Here is a 19,008-nt window from a genome sequence, read left to right as displayed (position 1 = left end):
AAAATGAAATCCTGTGTTCATCAAAAACAAAAAAATACCCTCAAAAGACAGAATACATTTGCCATGAATTTAAAAACAAACCATCATGCAAAAAATCATTTTACTATTAGCCTTTATTACACTTAACACGACTATTGCTCAACAAGTTAAGAAAAAACAAATTTTATTAATTGGAACTTTTCATTTTGCTAATCCAGGAAATGATATTGCTAAAATAAATACATTTAATGTAATGTCTGAAAAAAGCCAAAAAGAACTCGAAATAATGAGTGATAAAATCAAAAAATTTGGTCCAGATAAAATATTTATAGAATGGAAATTTAACAAACAAGCCGAGTTAGATAAATTCTACAATAAAAATACCGACAGTTTACTAAAAAAAGATCCTAATGAAATTACTCAGTTAGCATTACGTACGGCCAAAAAATTGAATCATAAAAAGATGTATGGAATTGATTACCGTACCCGTTTTCCTTACGACAGTTTGATGATGTCAATGGAAAAAGCGAATCAGAAGGGTTTAATGAAAAGAAATACTGAGAGTACAAAAGAGTTTGAGAAAAATGATAATGAACAAATTAGCAAAAAATCTTTAACCAATATTATGCTTTACAACAATAAAAAAGAAACTCTTGATAAAAATATTCAGTGGTATTTGGAAGTAGCCAACAGAGCTGGAAACCCAGACGATTTTACAGGGGCATCTTTGGTTTCAAATTGGTATAAAAGAAATTTATATATGTATTCTATAATTCAGAAATTAACAGAAAGCACAGATAATAAAATAATGGTTTTAGTTGGTGGGGGTCATGCTGCAATCATTAGAGACTTTTTAGCTCATGATCCTGAATTCGAAATTGTAGAATTATCAACTGTTTTGAAACAATAGCATTTTAACCGTGAAATATGCAAGTACTTTTTAACATACAAGAATCATATACATTATATCCCTAAAAAATAAAAAATCATGAAAAAAATCATTTTATTATTAGCTCTTATTACATTTAACATGACATCTGCACAAACTAAGAAAAAGCAGATTCTATTGGTCGGTACTTTTCATTACGCCAATCCTGGCCTTGATGTTGCAAAACTAAACAGTTTCAATATCATGTCTGAGAAGAGCCAAAAAGAACTCGAAATAATGAGTGACAAAATCAAAAATTTTGGCCCAGATAAAATATTTGTCGAATGGGAATTTAGCGGACAAGCCGATTTAGATAAGTTTTACAATAAAAACACTGACAGTCTTATTAAAACTAACAAAAACGAAATAACACAACTGGCACTTCGCACGGCAAAAAAACTAAATCATAAAAAATTATACGGAATGAATCTCTATACTTCTTTTCCTTATGATAGTTTAATGATGTCAATGGAAAAAGCAAATCAACAGGATTTATTGAAAAGAAATAGTGAGTGGAAAAAAAGGAATGAAAAAGATCACAATGAAAGAATAACAAAAAGTTCGTTACAAGAACTTATGCTACATTACAATAAAAAAGAAACCGAAAATAAAAACATCCAATGGTATTTAGAAGTAGCAAATAGAGCTGGAAATCCAGATGATTTTACTGGAGCTTCTTTGGTTTCAAATTGGTACAAAAGAAACTTATATATGTACTCTTTAATTCAAAAATTAACTGAAAGTACAGATAACAAAATAATGATTTTAGTAGGCGCTGGCCATGCTGCATTAATTAGAGAATTTATAGAACATGATCCAACATTTGAAATTGTGGAATTGTCAACTGTTTTGAAATAGTTTTTTTTAACCGCACACTAAGAATTACGCAAGGTTCGCAAAGTTTTTTAGCCACAGATTATACGGATTAACACAGATTTTAAAAATCCTTTTAATCTTTTTAATCTGTGGCTATATTTTTTTCTGTGTGCTACGATTTTTTATCTCTCGCAGATTCTGCTGATTGAGCAGATTATTTTTTTTCTTTATTTTTAAAAATCTGCTCAATCTACGAGAGAAAATGTATGCTAAAGATTTTCTTCCTTTTTTTACCGTAGAGGCGCACTTCAGTGCGTCTTACGTCACGTAATTCCTTGCCAGACTTTATGTAGACGCACTGCGGTGCGTCTCTACAATATACGTTGGGCATAAAAACAAAAAACCATTCCTTTCGGAATGGTTTTTCTATATAATTTGATTTCTTATTTTAATTAAGAAAGAGCAGCTTTAACTTGGTCAGCAGCTTCTTGGAATTGAACTGCAGATAAGATTGGCATACCAGAGTTGTCAATTAATTCTTTTGCAATTTCAGCATTTGTTCCTTGCAAACGAACGATAATTGGCACATTGATAGCGTCACCCATGTTTTTGTAAGCATCAACAACACCTTGAGCAACACGGTCACAACGAACAATACCTCCGAAGATGTTAATTAAGATCGCTTTTACGTTTGGATCTTTCAAGATAATTCTGAAAGCTGTTTCAACACGCTTAGCATCAGCAGTTCCTCCTACATCAAGGAAGTTAGCAGGCTCAAAACCAGCGTATTTAATTAAATCCATAGTTGCCATAGCAAGACCAGCTCCGTTTACCATACATCCTACAGTACCGTCAAGATCAACATAGTTCAAACCAACTTCTTTAGCTTCAACTTCGATTGGATTCTCCTCACGGATATCTCTCATTTCAGCATATTTAGGTTGTCTGTATAAAGCGTTATCGTCGATGTTAACTTTAGCATCTACAGCTAAGATTTTGTTATCAGAAGTTTTTAATACAGGGTTTATTTCAAACATAGAAGCATCAGAACCAATGTAAGCATTGTAAAGTGCATCGATGAATTTCACCATTTCTTTGAAAGCATTTCCAGAAAGTCCTAAGTTAAAAGCAATTCTTCTAGCTTGGAAACCTTGTAAACCTACAGAAGGATCGATTTCTTCAGTAAAGATTAAGTGTGGAGTGTGCTCAGCAACCTCTTCGATATCCATTCCACCTTCAGTAGAATACATGATCATGTTGCGTCCTGTACCTCTATTCAATAAAACAGAAACATAAAATTCAGAAGTTTCGCTTTCACCAGGATAGTAAACATCTTCAGCTACTAATACTTTGTTAACTTTTTTACCTTCAGGCGGAGTCTGAGGCGTAATTAACTGCATTCCGATGATTTGTTCTGCTAACTCTTCAACTTGTTGTAAGTTTTTTGCCAGCTTAACTCCACCACCTTTTCCACGACCACCTGCGTGAATTTGTGCTTTAATTACATGCCATCCTGTTCCAGTTTCGGCAGTTAATTGTTTTGCAGCGGCCACAGCTTCAACTGCATTATTAGCCACGATTCCGCGTTGTACGCGTACTCCGTAACTCGCTAAAATTTCTTTTCCTTGATATTCGTGTATGTTCATAATATAGAATTTGTCTGGTTCTGAATTTATTTCAGAATAAAAGTGCGACAAAAGTAGCAAAATTCAACTTAAAAGTAAAATCTTTTTTTAATTAATAACGGCACCTTAAATGATTCTTCTGCTATTTAAATCGAAAGAAAAAAAATCATTAAACAATTGTATCTAAAAAGTTAACACAAAATCGCTAAAACGTTTGAGATTTAACAAAAACTTCACTGTTATCAATACCTAAGCGACGATTTTTCTTAATATATTTTAATCGCAATTATGATTTTGATAATTCGCAATGCTTTATCTGATAATTTTATCATTTAAGAACCCTTTTTCTAATATTCCTATAAAAATGAAAGCGAATAGATAATTTCAATACATTATGTTTAACGAAATCTGTATTTTTGTAAAAAAAATATCAAGAATGAGAGTTAAAGAACAAGGGCTTTATCTGCCTGAATTTGAACACGACAATTGTGGTGCAGGATTTATTTGTAATTTGAATGGTATTAAGTCAAATGATATTATTCACAAAGCATTAGACATCTTAATTAAATTAGAACATCGTGGTGCCGTTAGTTCTGATGGAAGAACTGGAGACGGAGCCGGAATTTTATTCGACATTCCTCATGATTTTTTTAAGAAAGTATGTGACTTTGAAATCCCTGAAGCGCGTGAGTATGCAGTAGGAATGGTTTTTTTACCAAAAAGCAAAAACCAGGTTTCTTTTTGTATTAATGCATTTGAGGCTACTATTAAAGACCAGAACTTAAAGGTTTTAGGTTGGAGAGATGTGCCAGTTGACGTTGAGAATTTAGGTGAAATCGCCGCAGAAAAAGAACCAACAGTTAAACAAGTTTTCGTTTCTAAAAATGGACAGGATTTAACTGAAAATGAATTTAATGCAAAACTTTTTGCAGCTAGAAAAATTGCTGAACATGCCGTAAGAGGATCTAAAACTTCTGAAAGCCACATGTTTTATTTTACTAGTTTATCGACCACTACTATAATATATAAAGGTCTATTGATGCCAGAAGACATCAGCCGTTATTATATAGATTTGAAAGATCCAGACTTGGTGACGCGTCTTGCCCTTGTACACCAACGTTTCTCTACAAATACATTCCCTTCTTGGGATTTAGCTCAACCGTTTAGATACATGTGTCACAATGGTGAGATCAACACACTTCGTGGAAACGTAAGCCGTATGCGTGCTCGTGAAGAGCTTATGCAGAGCAAAGTTTTTGGCGATGATATCAAAAAATTATTCCCAATTATCTTAGAAGGAAAATCAGATTCTGCTTCTATGGATATGGTGGTTGAACTTTTATTAATGACAGGCCGTTCTCTTCCAGAGGCAATGATGATGGTAGTTCCTGAAGCTTGGGAAAAACACCAAACCATGTCTGAGGAAAAAAGAGCTTTCTATGAGTACAACGCTTGTATCATGGAGCCTTGGGATGGTCCAGCTTCTATTCCGTTTACAGATGGTAACGTAATTGGTGCTTTATTAGATAGAAATGGATTGCGTCCTTCTCGTTATACTTTAACGCATAGCGGATTCGTAATTATGTCATCTGAAATTGGTGTATTAGACATCGATCCAGAAGATGTAATCCAACACGGTCGTTTAGAGCCAGGAAAAATGTTCTTGGTTGATATGAATGAAGGTCGTATCATCGAAGACGAGGAAGTTAAGAAAGCGATAGTTACAAAACGTCCTTACAAACAATGGGTTGACGAAAACTTGTTGCCTTTGGCTAGCGTTCCTTATACTAACAACCCTACTCCTGTTGAAAAATTAGATTTCTTAACAAGACAACGTTTGTTTGGTTATACAATTGAAGATTTAAAAACAATCATCAACCCAATGGGTAGCGACGGAGCTGAAGCCATCAGTTCTATGGGTAACGATACACCATTAGCTGTATTATCTGATCAGCCGCAATTGTTGTACAACTACTTCAAACAATTGTTTGCTCAGGTTACTAACCCGCCTTTGGATGGTATTCGTGAAGAAATCATTACGGATATCAGTTTAGCAATTGGAGGAGATTTCAACATTTTCGAAATCGAATCAAAACAATGTAAAAAATTAAAAATCCAAAATCCAGTTATCTCTAATGAGGATTTGGATAAAATTAGAAATATCGATCACGCAGATTTCAAATCGGCTACGATTTCTACTTTATATAAAATAGAAAAAGGAGTTAACGGTTTAGAGCGCGCTCTTGAAAAATGTGTTCAGGCGACTTTTAAAGCAGTTGAAGAAGGATGCAACATCATTATCTTATCTGATAGAGGTGTAAGCGAAGAATTAGCTCCAATCCCGATGTTATTGGCTTGTTCTTACATTCACCACTCATTAAACATTTTACAGGTTCGTTCTAAATTCGGAATCATCATCGAATCTGCTGAACCACGCGAACCGCATCATTTTGCTTTATTGTTTGGATATGGCGCAAGTGCGATCAACCCTTACATGGTAAACGAAATCATTCACGATCAAGTTGAAAAAGGTTTCATTACAAAAGTAAAAGCAGATTATGCAGTTGTAAACTACAACAAAGCTATCGCAAAAGGAATCGTAAAAATCATGAACAAAATTGGTATCTCTACTTTACATTCATATAGAGCTGCTCAAATTTTCGAGATTTTAGGATTAAACAAAACATTTACCTCTAAATATTTCCCTTACACGCCTTCTAGAATCGAAGGAATTGGTTTAATGGAAGTGGAGAAAGAAGTTAAAAAACGTTTCCAAAAAGCTTTCCCAAATTCAAAAATTGCAAACTTGCTTTCTCTTGAAATCGGAGGTATTTACAGATGGAGACGTGGTGGTGAAAAACACATGTTTAACCCAACTACGATTTCTAAATTACAACAAGCAGTTCGTTTAAACAGCCCAGAAAGCTATAAAGAATATGCTAATGCTGTAAACGAGCAAAGCTCAAACTTAATGACTATTAGAGGTTTATTTGAATTCAACAATTTAGATCCAATTTCTATTGATGAAGTAGAGCCTTGGACAGAAATCGTTAAGAAATTCAAAACTGGAGCAATGTCTTATGGATCTATCTCTAGAGAAGCGCATGAGAACTTAGCGATTGCAATGAACAGAATTGGTGGAAAAAGTAACTCTGGAGAAGGTGGAGAAGATCCAAAACGTTTCCAGAAAGAAATTAACGGAGATTCTAGAAACTCTGCAATCAAACAAGTTGCTTCAGGACGTTTTGGTGTTTCGATCAACTATTTGACAAACGCTAAAGAAATTCAAATCAAAATGGCTCAGGGAGCAAAACCTGGAGAAGGTGGACAGTTACCTGGAGAAAAAGTAGTGCCTTGGATTGCTGAAACTAGAAACTCTACGCCTTATGTAGGTTTGATTTCACCTCCGCCTCACCACGACATCTACTCTATTGAGGATTTATCTCAGTTGATTTATGATTTGAAAAATGCAAACCGTGAAGCTCGTATCAACGTAAAACTAGTTTCTGAAGTTGGAGTTGGAACAATTGCTGCCGGTGTTGCAAAAGCAAAAGCTGACGTGATCTTAATCTCTGGTTATGATGGAGGAACAGGTGCTGCACCATTAACTTCATTACAGCACACAGGTATTCCATGGGAGCTTGGTTTAGCTGAAGCACAACAAACACTTATCTTGAACGACTTAAGAAGCCGTGTAGTTTTAGAATGTGACGGACAATTGAAAACAGGACGTGACGTTGCTATCGCCGCTTTATTAGGTGCTGAAGAATTCGGATTTGCTACTGCTCCGCTTGTAGCTTCTGGATGTATCATGATGAGAGCTTGTCACTTAAATACTTGTCCAGTTGGTATTGCAACTCAGGATCCAGAATTGAGAAAGAATTTCAAAGGAACTCCAGAGCACGTAATCAACTTCATGTATTTCATTGCTGAAGAGTTAAGAGAAATCATGGCTCAGTTAGGTTTCAGAACTTTAAAAGAAATGGTAGGTCAGTCTCAAAAATTAAACGTAGACAAAGCGATCAAACATTATAAAGCTAATGGTTTAGACTTATCGACTATTCTATACAAACCGGAAAAAGCGAAAACAGTTCCAAATCACAATACTACAACTCAAGACCACGCTCTTGAAAACGTATTGGATTTTGATATCATCAAAGAAGCTATTCCATCTATTTATAGAAAAGAGAAAACGAGAGTTACATTCAAAATCAAAAATACAGACCGTTCTGTAGGTGCGATTTTGAGTAACGAAATCTCAAAAATTTATGGCGCACAAGGATTACCTGCTGACACTATTTTAGTTGATTTTGAAGGTTCTGCCGGACAAAGTTTTGGTGCATTTGCAACAAACGGATTGTCATTTAAAATTCACGGAAACTGTAATGATTACTTAGGAAAAGGTCTTTCTGGAGGAAAACTAATTGTAAAAGTACCTCCTACTGCGACTTTCAAACCTGAAGACAACATCATTATCGGAAACGTTGCCCTTTACGGAGCTATTACCGGAGAGGCTTATATTAATGGTATCGCAGGAGAGCGTTTCTGTGTGAGAAACTCTGGAGCAACAGCAGTTGTTGAAGGAATTGGAGATCACGGATGCGAGTACATGACAGGTGGTACAGTGGTAGTTTTAGGAAAAACTGGAAGAAACTTCGCTGCTGGTATGAGCGGTGGTGTAGCTTACATTTACGATCCAAACAAGAAATTCGATTCGACAGTTTGTAACATGGAAATGGTTGCATTCGATCCGTTGGAAGAAGAGGACGTTACGAAACTAAGAAAACTGATCAAAAACCATTCATTGTACACAAGCAGTCCATTAGCCAAGAGAATTTTAGCAGACTGGGACAATGAACAACAGCACTTCGTAAAAGTAATGCCAACTGATTACAAAAAAGCATTAAAACGAATTGCAGAAGAAAAACAAATAGAAGAATTAATAGCGGGATAAATGATTGTAGAATTCAGATTTTAGATTTTAGATTGATACTAACCTCAAAGCTTTGCGAACTTAAAAACGTTCCAAAAAGCAAAACAAAGACATTGCGTTCTTTGCGGTTAAAAAAATTGGAATTTGGAATTTAAAAATTGGAATTTAATCATTTACATTTAATAAAAATGTCATGGGTAAAATAGGCGGATTTAAAGAATATAATAGAGCCGACGAAAGTAATTTAGCAGTTGCAGAACGTGTTTCCAACTACAACGAATTTACTATTCCGGTACCAAAAGATAAATTAAAAGAACAAGGATCAAGATGTATGGACTGTGGTATTCCTTTTTGCCACAGCGGATGTCCGTTAGGAAATTTAATTCCTGATTTCAACGACATGGTACATCAGGAAGAATGGCAGAGTGCATTAGAGATTTTGCAATCTACAAACAACTTCCCAGAATTTACAGGTCGTTTATGCCCTGCTCCATGTGAGAAATCATGTGTATTAGGAATCATCAAAGATCCGGTTTCTATCGAAAACATTGAGAAAAGCATCGTAGAAAGAGGTTTCGCTGAAGGATGGATCAAACCACAAGCTCCAAAAACTAGAACAGGAAAAACGGTTGCGGTTATTGGTTCAGGACCTGCTGGTCTTGCAGCGGCTCAACAATTAAACAGAGCGGGTCACACAGTAACTGTTTTCGAAAGAGACAACGCAATTGGAGGTTTATTACGTTACGGAATTCCAAATTTCAAATTAGAAAAAGGAATTATCGACCGTCGTGTAGCGATTCTTGAAGCAGAAGGAATCACTTTCAAAACTAACGTTAACGTTGGTGTAAACTTCAGCGTTGAAGAACTAAACCAATTCGATTCTATTGTTTTATGTGGAGGAGCAACTGAAAGAAGAAGCTTGCCAACTAAAGGAATCGAAAGCAAAGGTGTTGTTCAAGCAATGGATTTCTTGACTCAACAAACTAAAGTTTTATACGGAGAATCTATTCCAGATCAAGTTAAAGCTACTGGAAAAGATGTAATCGTTATTGGTGGTGGAGATACAGGTTCTGACTGTATTGGAACTTCTAACAGACACGGAGCGAAATCGGTAACTAACTTTGAGATTTTACCAAAACCTCCAGTTGGAAGAAGCGAAACAACTCCTTGGCCTTTCTGGCCGTTACAGTTAAAAACATCTTCTTCTCACGAAGAAGGTTGTGACAGAAACTGGTTAATCAATACGAAAGAATTCATCTCTAACGAAAAAGGGGAATTAACAGGATTGAAAACGGTTGAAGTACAGTGGAAAATGACTCCAGGCCAAAGACCAGAACTAATCGAAAAAGAAGGTTCTGAGAAAATCTGGCCTTGCGACTTAGCGTTATTAGCTCTTGGATTTACAGGTCCAGAGAAAACATTAAGCGAGCAGTTAGGTATCGAAACTGATATGAGAAGCAACTATAAAGCGCACAACTATCAGACAAACGTTCCTCACATTTTCACTGCTGGTGATATGAGAAGAGGACAATCATTAATTGTATGGGCTATTTCAGAAGGTCGCGAAGCAGCAAGAGAAGTAGATTTATTCCTAATGGGATCTACCAACTTGCCTACTAAAGGAAAAGGAGATCTTCCGAGCTTGTAATTTTTGAGATTCTAAGATGCTAAGTTGCTAAGATTCTAAGTTTTTCTTATATGCTACATCTGGAGAACTAAAAATTGAAACTATAAAACACAACACATACTATTTGACAAACCCCTGAATGGAAATTCAGGGGTTTTGTTTTTTTGTTTGCCACTTCCCGAGCGATAGCGAACAGGCGAAGCAATTCACAAATTTTCACTAATTTATTTATTCAATCAATTTCAAACATAGCCCACAGTTTGAACCGTGGGGACACAATGCAAATCCTCAACGATACGCAACAATACGTTTCCCACGGTTGAAACCGTGGGCTATGTTCTACAATAATTGCGAAAAATTTGTTTAAAATTATTTATACGTCCGATATAAATTAGAATAATTCGTGAATTGCTTCACCTGTTCGCTATCGCTCGGGTCGTGGCGAAAAAATAAAATTAATCCATATAATCTGTGGAATCAGTGGCAAAAATTAATTCAGCAGCCTTTTTGAATTAGAGAAAATTCGATAATTCGTGGCGAAAAAAAATCAATTCATAGCAAAAAAAACTTAGTATCTTAGCATCTCAGAACCTTAGCATCTTAAAAAGAGTTACAAAATTCCAAAAACAACAACTTTTTGTTTAAAATAAAACAATTTGTTATAATTTGTTATTTTTCTGCAATTTATTTGCTGGTAATCAAAAGTGTAATAACTTTGCTCAAAATAATTTGAAAAATGCAAGCAAAAGATTTACTGCAGTTAGCAGACCAATTTGGAAGTCCATTGTATGTTTACGATGCTGAAAAAATCCAATCTCAGTACAACAGATTAACTAAAGCTTTCTCTAAGGTAGAAAACTTAAGAGTTAATTATGCCATGAAGGCATTGTCTAACATTGCAATTCTTCAGTTATTAAAGAACATGGGGTCTGGCTTAGATACTGTATCAATTCAGGAAGTTCAGTTAGGACTTCACGCTGGCTATGATCCTGACAAAATTTTCTTTACACCAAACGGAGTTTCTTTAGAAGAAATCGAAGAAGTTGCTGCAATGGGTGTACAAATCAATATTGACAATTTATCTATTCTGGAGCAATTCGGAACAAAACATCCTCATATTCCAGTATGTATTCGTATCAATCCGCACGTCATGGCGGGTGGAAATGCTAATATTTCTGTTGGACATATCGATAGTAAATTCGGTATTTCTGTTCATCAAATTCCGCATATCTTGCGAATTGTAGAGAACACAAAAATGAGCATTGTTGGTATTCACATGCACACAGGATCTGATATTTTAGATATCGAAGTATTCTTGTATGCTGCTGAAATCCTGTTTGATACAGCGAAACATTTCAAAGATTTACAATTCTTAGATTTCGGAAGCGGCTTCAAAGTACCTTACAAAAAAGACGATATCGAAACAGACATCGAAGAATTAGGTAAAAAATTATCTAAAAGATTCAATGCTTTCTGTACAGAATACGGAAGAGATTTAACATTGATTTTCGAACCAGGAAAATTCTTGGTGAGTGAAGCAGGTCATTTCTTAGTAAAAGTAAACGTAGTAAAACAAACAACATCAACAGTATTTGCTGGAGTTGACAGTGGTTTCAACCACTTAATTCGCCCGATGTTGTACGGATCTTCACACCATATTGAAAACATCTCTAACCCAAAAGGAAAAGAGCGTTTTTACTCTGTTGTAGGATACATTTGCGAAACAGATACTTTTGCAAACAACCGTAGAATTCCAGAAATTACTGAAGGAGACATTTTATCTTTCAGAAACGCTGGAGCATACTGTTTCTCAATGTCTTCGAACTACAACTCAAGATACAAACCAGCTGAAGTTCTTTGGAAAGACGGAAAAGGAATCTTGATTCGTGCTCACGAAACTTTCGAAGATTTACTTAAAAATCAAATTCCGTTGCCAGAAGAAATTGCTGCAACAGTTTAAAATAAAAAAAAAGAGAATATCACCGAAGTCCCGTTTCTTAATTGAGACGGGATTTTTTTATTGTAGGTTTTAGAGTTCTGATTTTAGATTACTCGATATTCTTTAATCGTTTTCAATTGAAACATTTTTAACGCTAAAAATACTATATTTGAGAAGACCAAAACATCAAAAATCTATACCATGACTAAATTTAAAACAATTACTCGTATTTCTTTTTACATGATAACGATTTTCTTTTTATCAGCTTACTCTGCTGGTATAACTGAGAAACAACCATTCGTAAACAATCAACAACAAACCAATTCAATTGTTTCTGGAATATATGAGTTTCAGACAAGTTGGCTACAATCAACTGCAAATTTCAAAACTGATGGAACTTTTGAAATGAGTTATACTCTTGGTGACACAAAAACAACTTCTGGTACTTGGACTATTAAAAAAGACATCTTAATACTGAAAAATAATGATGCTTTTCCAGCCAATAAAAAGTGGTTAATTAAGGATGATAAACTTTACCCTATAAAATCATCAAAAGAATACGATATGAATTTTTTCTATATTTCGAAAAAGGAATAAAATTATTGAATAACTACAGAATAGCTTTCGAAGATTTACTTAAAAATCAAATTCCGTTGCCAGAAGAAATTGCTGCAACAGTTTAAAAATAGAAAAAAAGAGAATATCATCGAAGTCCCGTTTCTTAATTGAGGCGGGATTTTTTTGTTGCAGAATTAATTTAATCAAATAATTAAAAAAACAGAAAAACCGAACTATGTAATCTCTAAAAAACAATATTATTCCAATGCTTTAGAAATTCAACTTAAAAGCTAAAAACAATTAAGTTTTTTTTTACATTTATTAGTTAAAAAAGATTATTTTTAAACTGTACACAATCACATAATAAACTAATTGTAATTATATGTCAAAAAAAATAGCATTATTTAATCATAAAGGAGGCGTTAGCAAAACCACTACAACTTTTAATCTTGGTTGGAAATTAGCTGAAATGGGATTTAAAGTATTATTAGTAGATGCTGATCCACAATGTAATTTAACTGGTTTAATTCTAGGCTATTCTGGCGATGAGGAATTTGAAGAATTTTACATTAATTATCCTGAAAAGAATTTAAAAAATGCACTAAAGCCAGCATTTGAATCGATGCCCAAGCTTATCGAAACTATAGAACCAATAAGTGTTCAAAACAGAAAGGGATTATTTTTAATTCCAGGACACATTAATTTATCTGAATATGAAATAACACTAGGTATAGCACAAGAATTGTCAAGCTCTATTCAAGCGTTAAAAAATATTCCTGGAGCATTTTCTTATTTCTTAGAAAAAGAAATCGAGACTTATGGTTTTGATTTTGTTTTAATTGATATGAATCCAAGTTTAGGAGCATTAAATCAAAATATCCTAATGACTAGTGATTATTTCTTAGTCCCTACATCTCCGGATTATTTTTCAAAAATGGCTATTGACTCTTTAGCTACAATTTTGCCTCGTTGGCAAAAATGGTCTGAAAATGCTCAAAATTTACTTGATTTAGAAGATGTAGCTTATCCTTTTCCTAAAGGATACCCTAAATTTTTAGGTACAGTTGTTCAAAAGTACAGGCCAAGAAATGGCAGTGCAACAGAAGGATTTCAAAAGTGGATTGATAGTATTGCTGATTCAGTTACCACAAATTTAAAAAATAAGATATCTCCAATTGAAATGATGTTACCTGATGATACATATAACAGAATAGGAACTGATTTTAACACTAATTACTGCTTGGTGCAAATACCTGATTTCAATACTTTGATAGCTACATCACAACATCATAAAACTCCTGTATTTGCTCTAAAAGACGCTATGTTTGGACATGTTGGTGCAGTCCTTAAACAAGACAAGGAAAAAAGGAAAGAATTTAACAACATATTCAGTGATTTAGCGACTAAAATTATTTCATTAACAGATGAATAATTCTATAATCCTATTTAATAAAAGTATTGCAGAAACTAAAGACTTAAAAATCACATTAGATTCTATTAAAACTGTCGTTACAGCGGCAATTAACTTAGAAGATTTTTATCGATTACTAATTGTACAAACAGTAAGTGCTCTTGATTATTTTATACATGAATTTGTATTAGAAGAAATGATAGAGATATATGAAAGACGAAGACCAGTTTCAAATAATTTCAGCAATTTTACAATTCCAATTTCTTCAACTTTGCAATCTAGACCATCATTAAATATTCTTCAAGCTCACATAAGGCAAAAACATTCGTGGTTAAGTTTTCAAGAACCTGACAAAATATCTGATGCATTAAAACTGATTTCCAATAAAAAAATTTGGGAAGAGCTATCTCCAGTATTTTCTCTTAATTCTGGAGATTTAAAAAGAAAACTAAAATTAGTCATTGATAGAAGAAATAAAATAGCACATGAATTAGACATGAATCCTTCAGATCCTGGTGAGAAATGGCCAATTAACACCACCGATGTCAATGATATTATCAAATTTATCGAAAAATTAGGAAATGAAATATACAATAATATCAAATAATTTTAAGAAAAAGATTTACACCCGTTAGCGCGGATTTGTAAACCCGATAGCGCGGATTTGTAATCCGTGCCCTCAACGATGAGCACATTCCTCTTCATTTATTCTCTTTGTTGGCACGGATTACAAATCCGCGCTAACGATCTCCTTTGTAAAAATAACAATATTGTGGACAATTTGAATTTAAAATTCAAATAATTTATATCTTTCCTCACAATCAGAAAGCTATAAAATGAATTTTGAAGAACTTAATATACGCAGAATAGACCCAACAACAGGAAACTTCAAATTACATGAGGATTACATACTTTCATACGACCATTTCGACGGCTGGTCATATAGATTGTTGAGATTAGGAATTTATATTGATATCATTCTAGAATGTAAAATCAGTTTACATTTTCATGATAAAAAAATGGAAAAATTTGAAAAACAATTTGAATGCGAAATACCTTCTCAAATTAAAAACATAGTTTTAGAAATACAAAAACTTGATCTTTTAGAATTAAAGTATTATTATTCTGATATATTTATGGAGGACCAAGGCTCGGAAGATTATGTTATTAATCACTTGGGTAAATCGCACAATATCACAATAGGAAATTTGTTAAAAAAACCGAAGCCTGAAAACCCATCCGAAGAATTATTTTTCGCTCTAATCGAGCTTTTCGAAAAATGGAGAGAAGACATTTATCAAGAATGTTTAAAGGAATCAGCAATACCCGATAGTGCGGATTTGTAATCCGTGCCCGCATAGATGAGCACATTCCTCTTCATTGATTCTCTTTGTGGGCACGGATTACAAATCCGCGCTAACGATTCTAAGAAAGTTGAACTTCGTGCTCATTTACATAAGAAAAATCATATTTTTGTTTCAGAAAAAATTAAATACCTTTGAAATATGAGCACAACAACAAAACCAAGACATATCGGTAGAAATATCAGCCGAATCAGAGAGCTTAAAGGTATGAAGCAGGAAGCACTTGCCATTGCAATTGGTTTAAGCCAACAAACCGTTTCTAATATTGAAGCAAGCGAAACTGTTGATCAAGATAAATTGGCTGAAATTGCAAAAGCACTTGGAGTTACAATTGAAGCAATTGAGAATTTTTCAGAAGAGTCTGTTTTTAATTTCTTTAATAACTTTTACGATAATAGCGCAAATAACGGAGCTCAAGGAAGTGGAAATACTAACAATTCTTGCACTTTCAATCCTCTAGATAAAGTTGTTGAACTTTACGAGCGTTTAGTTCAAGCTGAAAAAGACAAAGTTGAATATTTAGAAAAATTACTAAAAGGGAAATAATTTCTCGAAAATATATATTTTACGAAAGCACAAAAATCTTTATTTTGTGCTTTTTTTATAACCCCAAAAACCAAAAATGACCTCAGAACAAATTGCCACAAAACCAAATCTAAAAAAAAGAATTCTTGCCGGATTAATTGACTATTCGTTGATGTTTGGAGTAGCTCTCGTTATGTTTCTATACTTTGGCGAAAAAACCGAAAACGGTTATGAATTACGAGGGTTTCCTGCGTTCTTCAATTTTTTAATATGGTTTGGCTATATGGTTGGATTTGAAGTGAAATTTGGAGCAACACTCGGAAATCAGCTATTTGATTTACGAGTTATTTCTATAAAAGATAGTAAAACAACAAGTCTTACTTTAGAGCAATCTTTTGTACGCCATTTGTTTGATATTCTTGATTTATGGTTTTTCGGACTATTGGGAATATTGCTAATAAAAAACTCTACTTATAATCAACGATTAGGAGATATATGCGCTAAAACAATTGTTATAGATACAAAAGACAGCAAACAATTTTACAAACGTTTTACTTAATTAAACTGAAATAAAAATCCTATTTTTAGCCTACCAAATCAATCCCCAAAAGAAATGAAATACACAATTACCCTATCAACCCTACTCCTACTATTTACAATAAATTCTTTCAGCCAAACCATTGCTGATTTAAAACTAAAACCAAAAGAAATTCCAAAAGGCGGTTATATGGTAAGCGACGGAAATATTTGCATTACGCCACAAGCCTGCACTTTTTATAATGATATCGAAACCTACAGCAACATTGTTGGAACAGTAAAAAGTAAATCCATTCAAAGTTTTAAAAGCAAAGCAGATCGCGGTTCTATAATGTATTTTGAATTTGATCACGTTTTTAAAGGTGACCGATTCCTGCAAGGTTTATTGTGGGGAAAAGCAGGCGAACCGACAGCGGAACATCCAGAAGAATATATCGCAAAAGGAAGATTTTTGGTTATTTGGAGTTTAAAGTCAGATAGTCCGCTAAAAGAAAAATCGGAAACTAAAGTGGAAGCCATTTTAGAATAAAATCCTAATCGCAACTTCATTTTAAATGAGTAATTTTGTTCATTAAAAACATAGCAAATGAAACCACAAGTACGAATTCTGTTTTACTCTATTCTTTTCTTTTTATACTTAACCCTAACTCAGTATATTCTTTCATTGGGTTCGGTTTTAAAAACAGATCCTTACATCACTTTAGGTTGTAGTTTTGCAGTTTTAAATCTTATTTATGCTTTTTTAGGTTTAAAATGGAAACCACTTTTAAACGTAATCTGCGCTATTGTAATTGCTGCTTTGGCTTTATTTCTGGCTTTGCAGTTTACGAATCTTCATTTATTGATAAAGTACGATCCGTATCAGGTTAAAACTGCCATTTTTGCCAATGCTGTTTTCTCAATTATTTTTTGGGAGATTGTGTATCAGATTAAGGCAAGAAAACAAAAATAATATTTCAATTGCCTTCAGCTTTAGCTGAAGGTTTATAAAAAGTCTCAAAAGGCTTTAGCCAAATGAATAAATTTGGCTAAAGCCTTTTCTTTTACTGCAAACTAACCTCCAGCTAAAGCTAGAGGCAACTCAGAAAATGATTTATAAGGATAATATTCAATAATCTATAAAATCATAAATTTTCGTACGTATTTTTTTATATTAGCGCTTTAAAATTTCCAAGCCAAAATAAATTAATATGAAAATTAGAACGCTACTGCTTTTGTCTGTATTTGCCATTTCTTGTAAAAAAGAAACAAAAACGGAAACTCTAAAAATTAATCCGAAAGATTCTTTGGAAGTAACTGAAAAGAAAAAACCAGAAACACAAACGTCAGATACAATTGTGCTTTCGACCAAACATAAAACCAATAAAATTTTGTGTGATTTAGACGGAGATAATTTAGAGGAAACAGTAGAAATTTTCAGAAGCACAAAAAATGATAAAAGCGGTTTAAAAATTACTTTCGGAAACGGAAATCGAACAGATTATTTCGGTTTTGGAAATGATATTTTAGGTCAAGGTTTTGATGAAATAGATTGGGCAGGAATTTTTGAAAAAGCGCCAAAAAATGAAATTTACTTTAATAATGTAAACGACGACGGCGAAATTATTGGAGAAGAACAAGTTGCTGAAGAAGACAAAATAAAATTGCCCAACGACGGAATCTTCATTCATGCTGATGAAAGCTGTGGCGGTGGAGTTATTTATTTGAAAAATGGCAAATACGAATGGATTCAGCAGGAATAAAATAAAACGAATAAATTGATGTAATTTAAACCCGTTGGGTATAATTATACTTAAAATATAACTTTGAATAAATAGCACGCGAATAAAACGGATTTACTTCGTAAAAACGCGGACAAAAACAGATTTGTCAAGGAATCAAAAAAAATCCGTTTTTGTCCGCGTTTTCGTGATAACGAATCCGCCTAATCTGCGTCAAAATTTACACTATTTTAATCCATCCAACGGGTTGTAATTTAACTTCTAAACTATTGAATATGAAAGCTACAACAGAAATTGCAAATCGTTTTAGAGAAGTCATTTTAAACGGAACTTGGATTGCAAATACCAATTTTAAAGATCAGCTCGAAAATCTAGATTGGAAAATTGCGGTTAGTCCTATTCAGAACTTAAATACAATTGCGCTTTTGGCACAGCATATTCATTAGTATATCAACGGAATCAATAAAAATCAATATTTTTAGACTTTAACTTTAAAATCTTATCATGAAAAAATTACTTTTAGCATTCGTATTTTTAATTGGCTTATCGGCATCTGCACAAACGTCTAAGGAACTTATTGGAAAATGGCAATTGGTAAAATGGACAAAAAACGGAAAAGAAAAAAATATTCAAGAACGTTTTAAAACCGATCAGGTTTTTCAGGTTTTTAAAGAAAATGGCGATTTTGAAAGCGTTATTGGAGAGGAATCGCACAAGGCAAAATGGAAATTATCTAAAAACAATTCTAAATTGACCATCATTTCTGTTATTCTTCCAGTTGAGTTTACTATAGACTCTTTTGACAGTCAGAAACGTGTTATTACAAATGCACAAGTTGGCACTTTTGAGTACAAAAAAGTAAGTGATTAATTAGAATCATTTTGTTATTTCTTATAAAAACAAAATTTCTAATCTAGCCCCGATAGAGCCGGTATCCTTTTTAGCCGCTTTTTCTGCGGATAAAAAGATATAGGCGAAAGCGGGACAGGTGTTCCCTATGAAAACTTCTTTTTCTGCTCCTTAAATAAATTAGAAAAGGCATAGT

At 33.6% G+C, this 19,008-nt stretch carries 17 protein-coding genes; 16 read left to right on the top strand and 1 reads right to left on the bottom strand.

The window, feature by feature from the left end:
* Nucleotides 1-85 precede the first annotated feature (85 nt).
* Nucleotides 86-889 (top strand): DUF5694 domain-containing protein, encoded by an 804-nt coding sequence (locus tag ABTV69_RS11375; protein ID WP_433836420.1) that lies wholly within the window; start codon nt 86-88, stop codon nt 887-889.
* Nucleotides 890-967: 78 nt separating this feature from the next.
* Complete coding sequence (locus ABTV69_RS11370; protein ID WP_433836418.1) at nt 968-1,765, top strand: DUF5694 domain-containing protein; 798 nt, start codon at nt 968-970, stop codon at nt 1,763-1,765.
* Between the two features lie 410 nt (nt 1,766-2,175).
* Here ABTV69_RS11370 and sucC read toward each other — a convergent pair whose 3' ends face one another.
* Nucleotides 2,176-3,369: an ADP-forming succinate--CoA ligase subunit beta gene (gene sucC, locus ABTV69_RS11365; protein WP_091131042.1), complete on the bottom strand. Its 1,194-nt coding sequence runs from the start codon at nt 3,367-3,369 to the stop codon at nt 2,176-2,178.
* A 415-nt stretch (nt 3,370-3,784) separates the two neighbouring features.
* Between sucC and gltB the strand changes: the two genes are divergently transcribed.
* From gltB to ABTV69_RS11295, 14 genes are all read left to right on the top strand, one after another.
* Nucleotides 3,785-8,302, top strand: a complete 4,518-nt coding sequence (gene gltB, locus ABTV69_RS11360; RefSeq protein WP_433836416.1) for a glutamate synthase large subunit — start codon at nt 3,785-3,787, stop codon at nt 8,300-8,302.
* A 172-nt stretch (nt 8,303-8,474) separates the two neighbouring features.
* Complete coding sequence (locus tag ABTV69_RS11355) at nt 8,475-9,929, top strand: glutamate synthase subunit beta (protein ID WP_281234744.1); 1,455 nt, start codon at nt 8,475-8,477, stop codon at nt 9,927-9,929.
* Between the two features lie 715 nt (nt 9,930-10,644).
* Nucleotides 10,645-11,868, top strand: coding sequence for a diaminopimelate decarboxylase (gene lysA / locus ABTV69_RS11350; protein ID WP_433836414.1), 1,224 nt, complete (start codon nt 10,645-10,647; stop codon nt 11,866-11,868).
* Between the two features lie 180 nt (nt 11,869-12,048).
* Complete coding sequence (locus ABTV69_RS11345) at nt 12,049-12,444, top strand: hypothetical protein (protein ID WP_433836412.1); 396 nt, start codon at nt 12,049-12,051, stop codon at nt 12,442-12,444.
* A 343-nt stretch (nt 12,445-12,787) separates the two neighbouring features.
* Nucleotides 12,788-13,837, top strand: a complete 1,050-nt coding sequence (locus tag ABTV69_RS11340; protein WP_433836410.1) for a ParA family protein — start codon at nt 12,788-12,790, stop codon at nt 13,835-13,837.
* Nucleotides 13,830-14,423 (top strand): HEPN domain-containing protein, encoded by a 594-nt coding sequence (locus ABTV69_RS11335; protein ID WP_433836408.1) that lies wholly within the window; start codon nt 13,830-13,832, stop codon nt 14,421-14,423. Before ABTV69_RS11340 ends, ABTV69_RS11335 begins: the two co-directional genes overlap by 8 nt.
* Nucleotides 14,424-14,652: 229 nt before the next feature.
* Complete coding sequence (locus ABTV69_RS11330; protein WP_433836406.1) at nt 14,653-15,162, top strand: hypothetical protein; 510 nt, start codon at nt 14,653-14,655, stop codon at nt 15,160-15,162.
* Nucleotides 15,163-15,321: 159 nt separating this feature from the next.
* On the top strand, nt 15,322-15,726 hold the full coding sequence (locus tag ABTV69_RS11325; RefSeq protein WP_433836404.1) for a helix-turn-helix domain-containing protein: 405 nt from the start codon (nt 15,322-15,324) through the stop codon (nt 15,724-15,726).
* 76 nt (nt 15,727-15,802) lie between these two features.
* Nucleotides 15,803-16,264, top strand: coding sequence for an RDD family protein (locus tag ABTV69_RS11320; protein WP_433836402.1), 462 nt, complete (start codon nt 15,803-15,805; stop codon nt 16,262-16,264).
* A 54-nt stretch (nt 16,265-16,318) separates the two neighbouring features.
* Nucleotides 16,319-16,771 (top strand): hypothetical protein, encoded by a 453-nt coding sequence (locus ABTV69_RS11315; RefSeq protein ID WP_433836400.1) that lies wholly within the window; start codon nt 16,319-16,321, stop codon nt 16,769-16,771.
* Nucleotides 16,772-16,828: 57 nt separating this feature from the next.
* Nucleotides 16,829-17,194, top strand: a complete 366-nt coding sequence (locus ABTV69_RS11310) for a hypothetical protein (RefSeq protein ID WP_433836398.1) — start codon at nt 16,829-16,831, stop codon at nt 17,192-17,194.
* Between the two features lie 238 nt (nt 17,195-17,432).
* Nucleotides 17,433-17,984 (top strand): hypothetical protein, encoded by a 552-nt coding sequence (locus tag ABTV69_RS11305; RefSeq protein ID WP_433836396.1) that lies wholly within the window; start codon nt 17,433-17,435, stop codon nt 17,982-17,984.
* A gap of 254 nt (nt 17,985-18,238) precedes the next feature.
* Nucleotides 18,239-18,409 carry a hypothetical protein gene (locus tag ABTV69_RS11300; RefSeq protein ID WP_433836394.1) on the top strand — a complete coding sequence of 57 codons (171 nt, stop codon included), beginning with the start codon at nt 18,239-18,241 and terminating at the stop codon, nt 18,407-18,409.
* A gap of 58 nt (nt 18,410-18,467) precedes the next feature.
* A complete protein-coding gene (locus ABTV69_RS11295) occupies nt 18,468-18,833 on the top strand; it encodes a hypothetical protein (protein ID WP_433836392.1) in 366 nt (121 codons plus the stop codon).
* The last annotated feature ends 175 nt before the right edge of the window (nt 18,834-19,008 follow it).

Origin of the sequence: Flavobacterium anhuiense (assembly GCF_050990855.1) — a bacterium.
In the GTDB taxonomy this organism is placed as follows: domain Bacteria; phylum Bacteroidota; class Bacteroidia; order Flavobacteriales; family Flavobacteriaceae; genus Flavobacterium; species Flavobacterium anhuiense_C.
This window is presented reverse-complemented; position numbering and strand designations above follow the sequence as displayed.

Coding starts and splice junctions, on each gene's coding strand:
- ABTV69_RS11375 (WP_433836420.1), top strand. CDS start 86: ATGCAAAAAATCATTTTACTATTAGCCTTTATTACACTTAACACGACT.
- ABTV69_RS11370 (WP_433836418.1), top strand. CDS start 968: ATGAAAAAAATCATTTTATTATTAGCTCTTATTACATTTAACATGACA.
- sucC (WP_091131042.1), bottom strand. CDS start 3,369: ATGAACATACACGAATATCAAGGAAAAGAAATTTTAGCGAGTTACGGA.
- gltB (WP_433836416.1), top strand. CDS start 3,785: ATGAGAGTTAAAGAACAAGGGCTTTATCTGCCTGAATTTGAACACGAC.
- ABTV69_RS11355 (WP_281234744.1), top strand. CDS start 8,475: ATGGGTAAAATAGGCGGATTTAAAGAATATAATAGAGCCGACGAAAGT.
- lysA (WP_433836414.1), top strand. CDS start 10,645: ATGCAAGCAAAAGATTTACTGCAGTTAGCAGACCAATTTGGAAGTCCA.
- ABTV69_RS11345 (WP_433836412.1), top strand. CDS start 12,049: ATGACTAAATTTAAAACAATTACTCGTATTTCTTTTTACATGATAACG.
- ABTV69_RS11340 (WP_433836410.1), top strand. CDS start 12,788: ATGTCAAAAAAAATAGCATTATTTAATCATAAAGGAGGCGTTAGCAAA.
- ABTV69_RS11335 (WP_433836408.1), top strand. CDS start 13,830: ATGAATAATTCTATAATCCTATTTAATAAAAGTATTGCAGAAACTAAA.
- ABTV69_RS11330 (WP_433836406.1), top strand. CDS start 14,653: ATGAATTTTGAAGAACTTAATATACGCAGAATAGACCCAACAACAGGA.
- ABTV69_RS11325 (WP_433836404.1), top strand. CDS start 15,322: ATGAGCACAACAACAAAACCAAGACATATCGGTAGAAATATCAGCCGA.
- ABTV69_RS11320 (WP_433836402.1), top strand. CDS start 15,803: ATGACCTCAGAACAAATTGCCACAAAACCAAATCTAAAAAAAAGAATT.
- ABTV69_RS11315 (WP_433836400.1), top strand. CDS start 16,319: ATGAAATACACAATTACCCTATCAACCCTACTCCTACTATTTACAATA.
- ABTV69_RS11310 (WP_433836398.1), top strand. CDS start 16,829: ATGAAACCACAAGTACGAATTCTGTTTTACTCTATTCTTTTCTTTTTA.
- ABTV69_RS11305 (WP_433836396.1), top strand. CDS start 17,433: ATGAAAATTAGAACGCTACTGCTTTTGTCTGTATTTGCCATTTCTTGT.
- ABTV69_RS11300 (WP_433836394.1), top strand. CDS start 18,239: ATGAAAGCTACAACAGAAATTGCAAATCGTTTTAGAGAAGTCATTTTA.
- ABTV69_RS11295 (WP_433836392.1), top strand. CDS start 18,468: ATGAAAAAATTACTTTTAGCATTCGTATTTTTAATTGGCTTATCGGCA.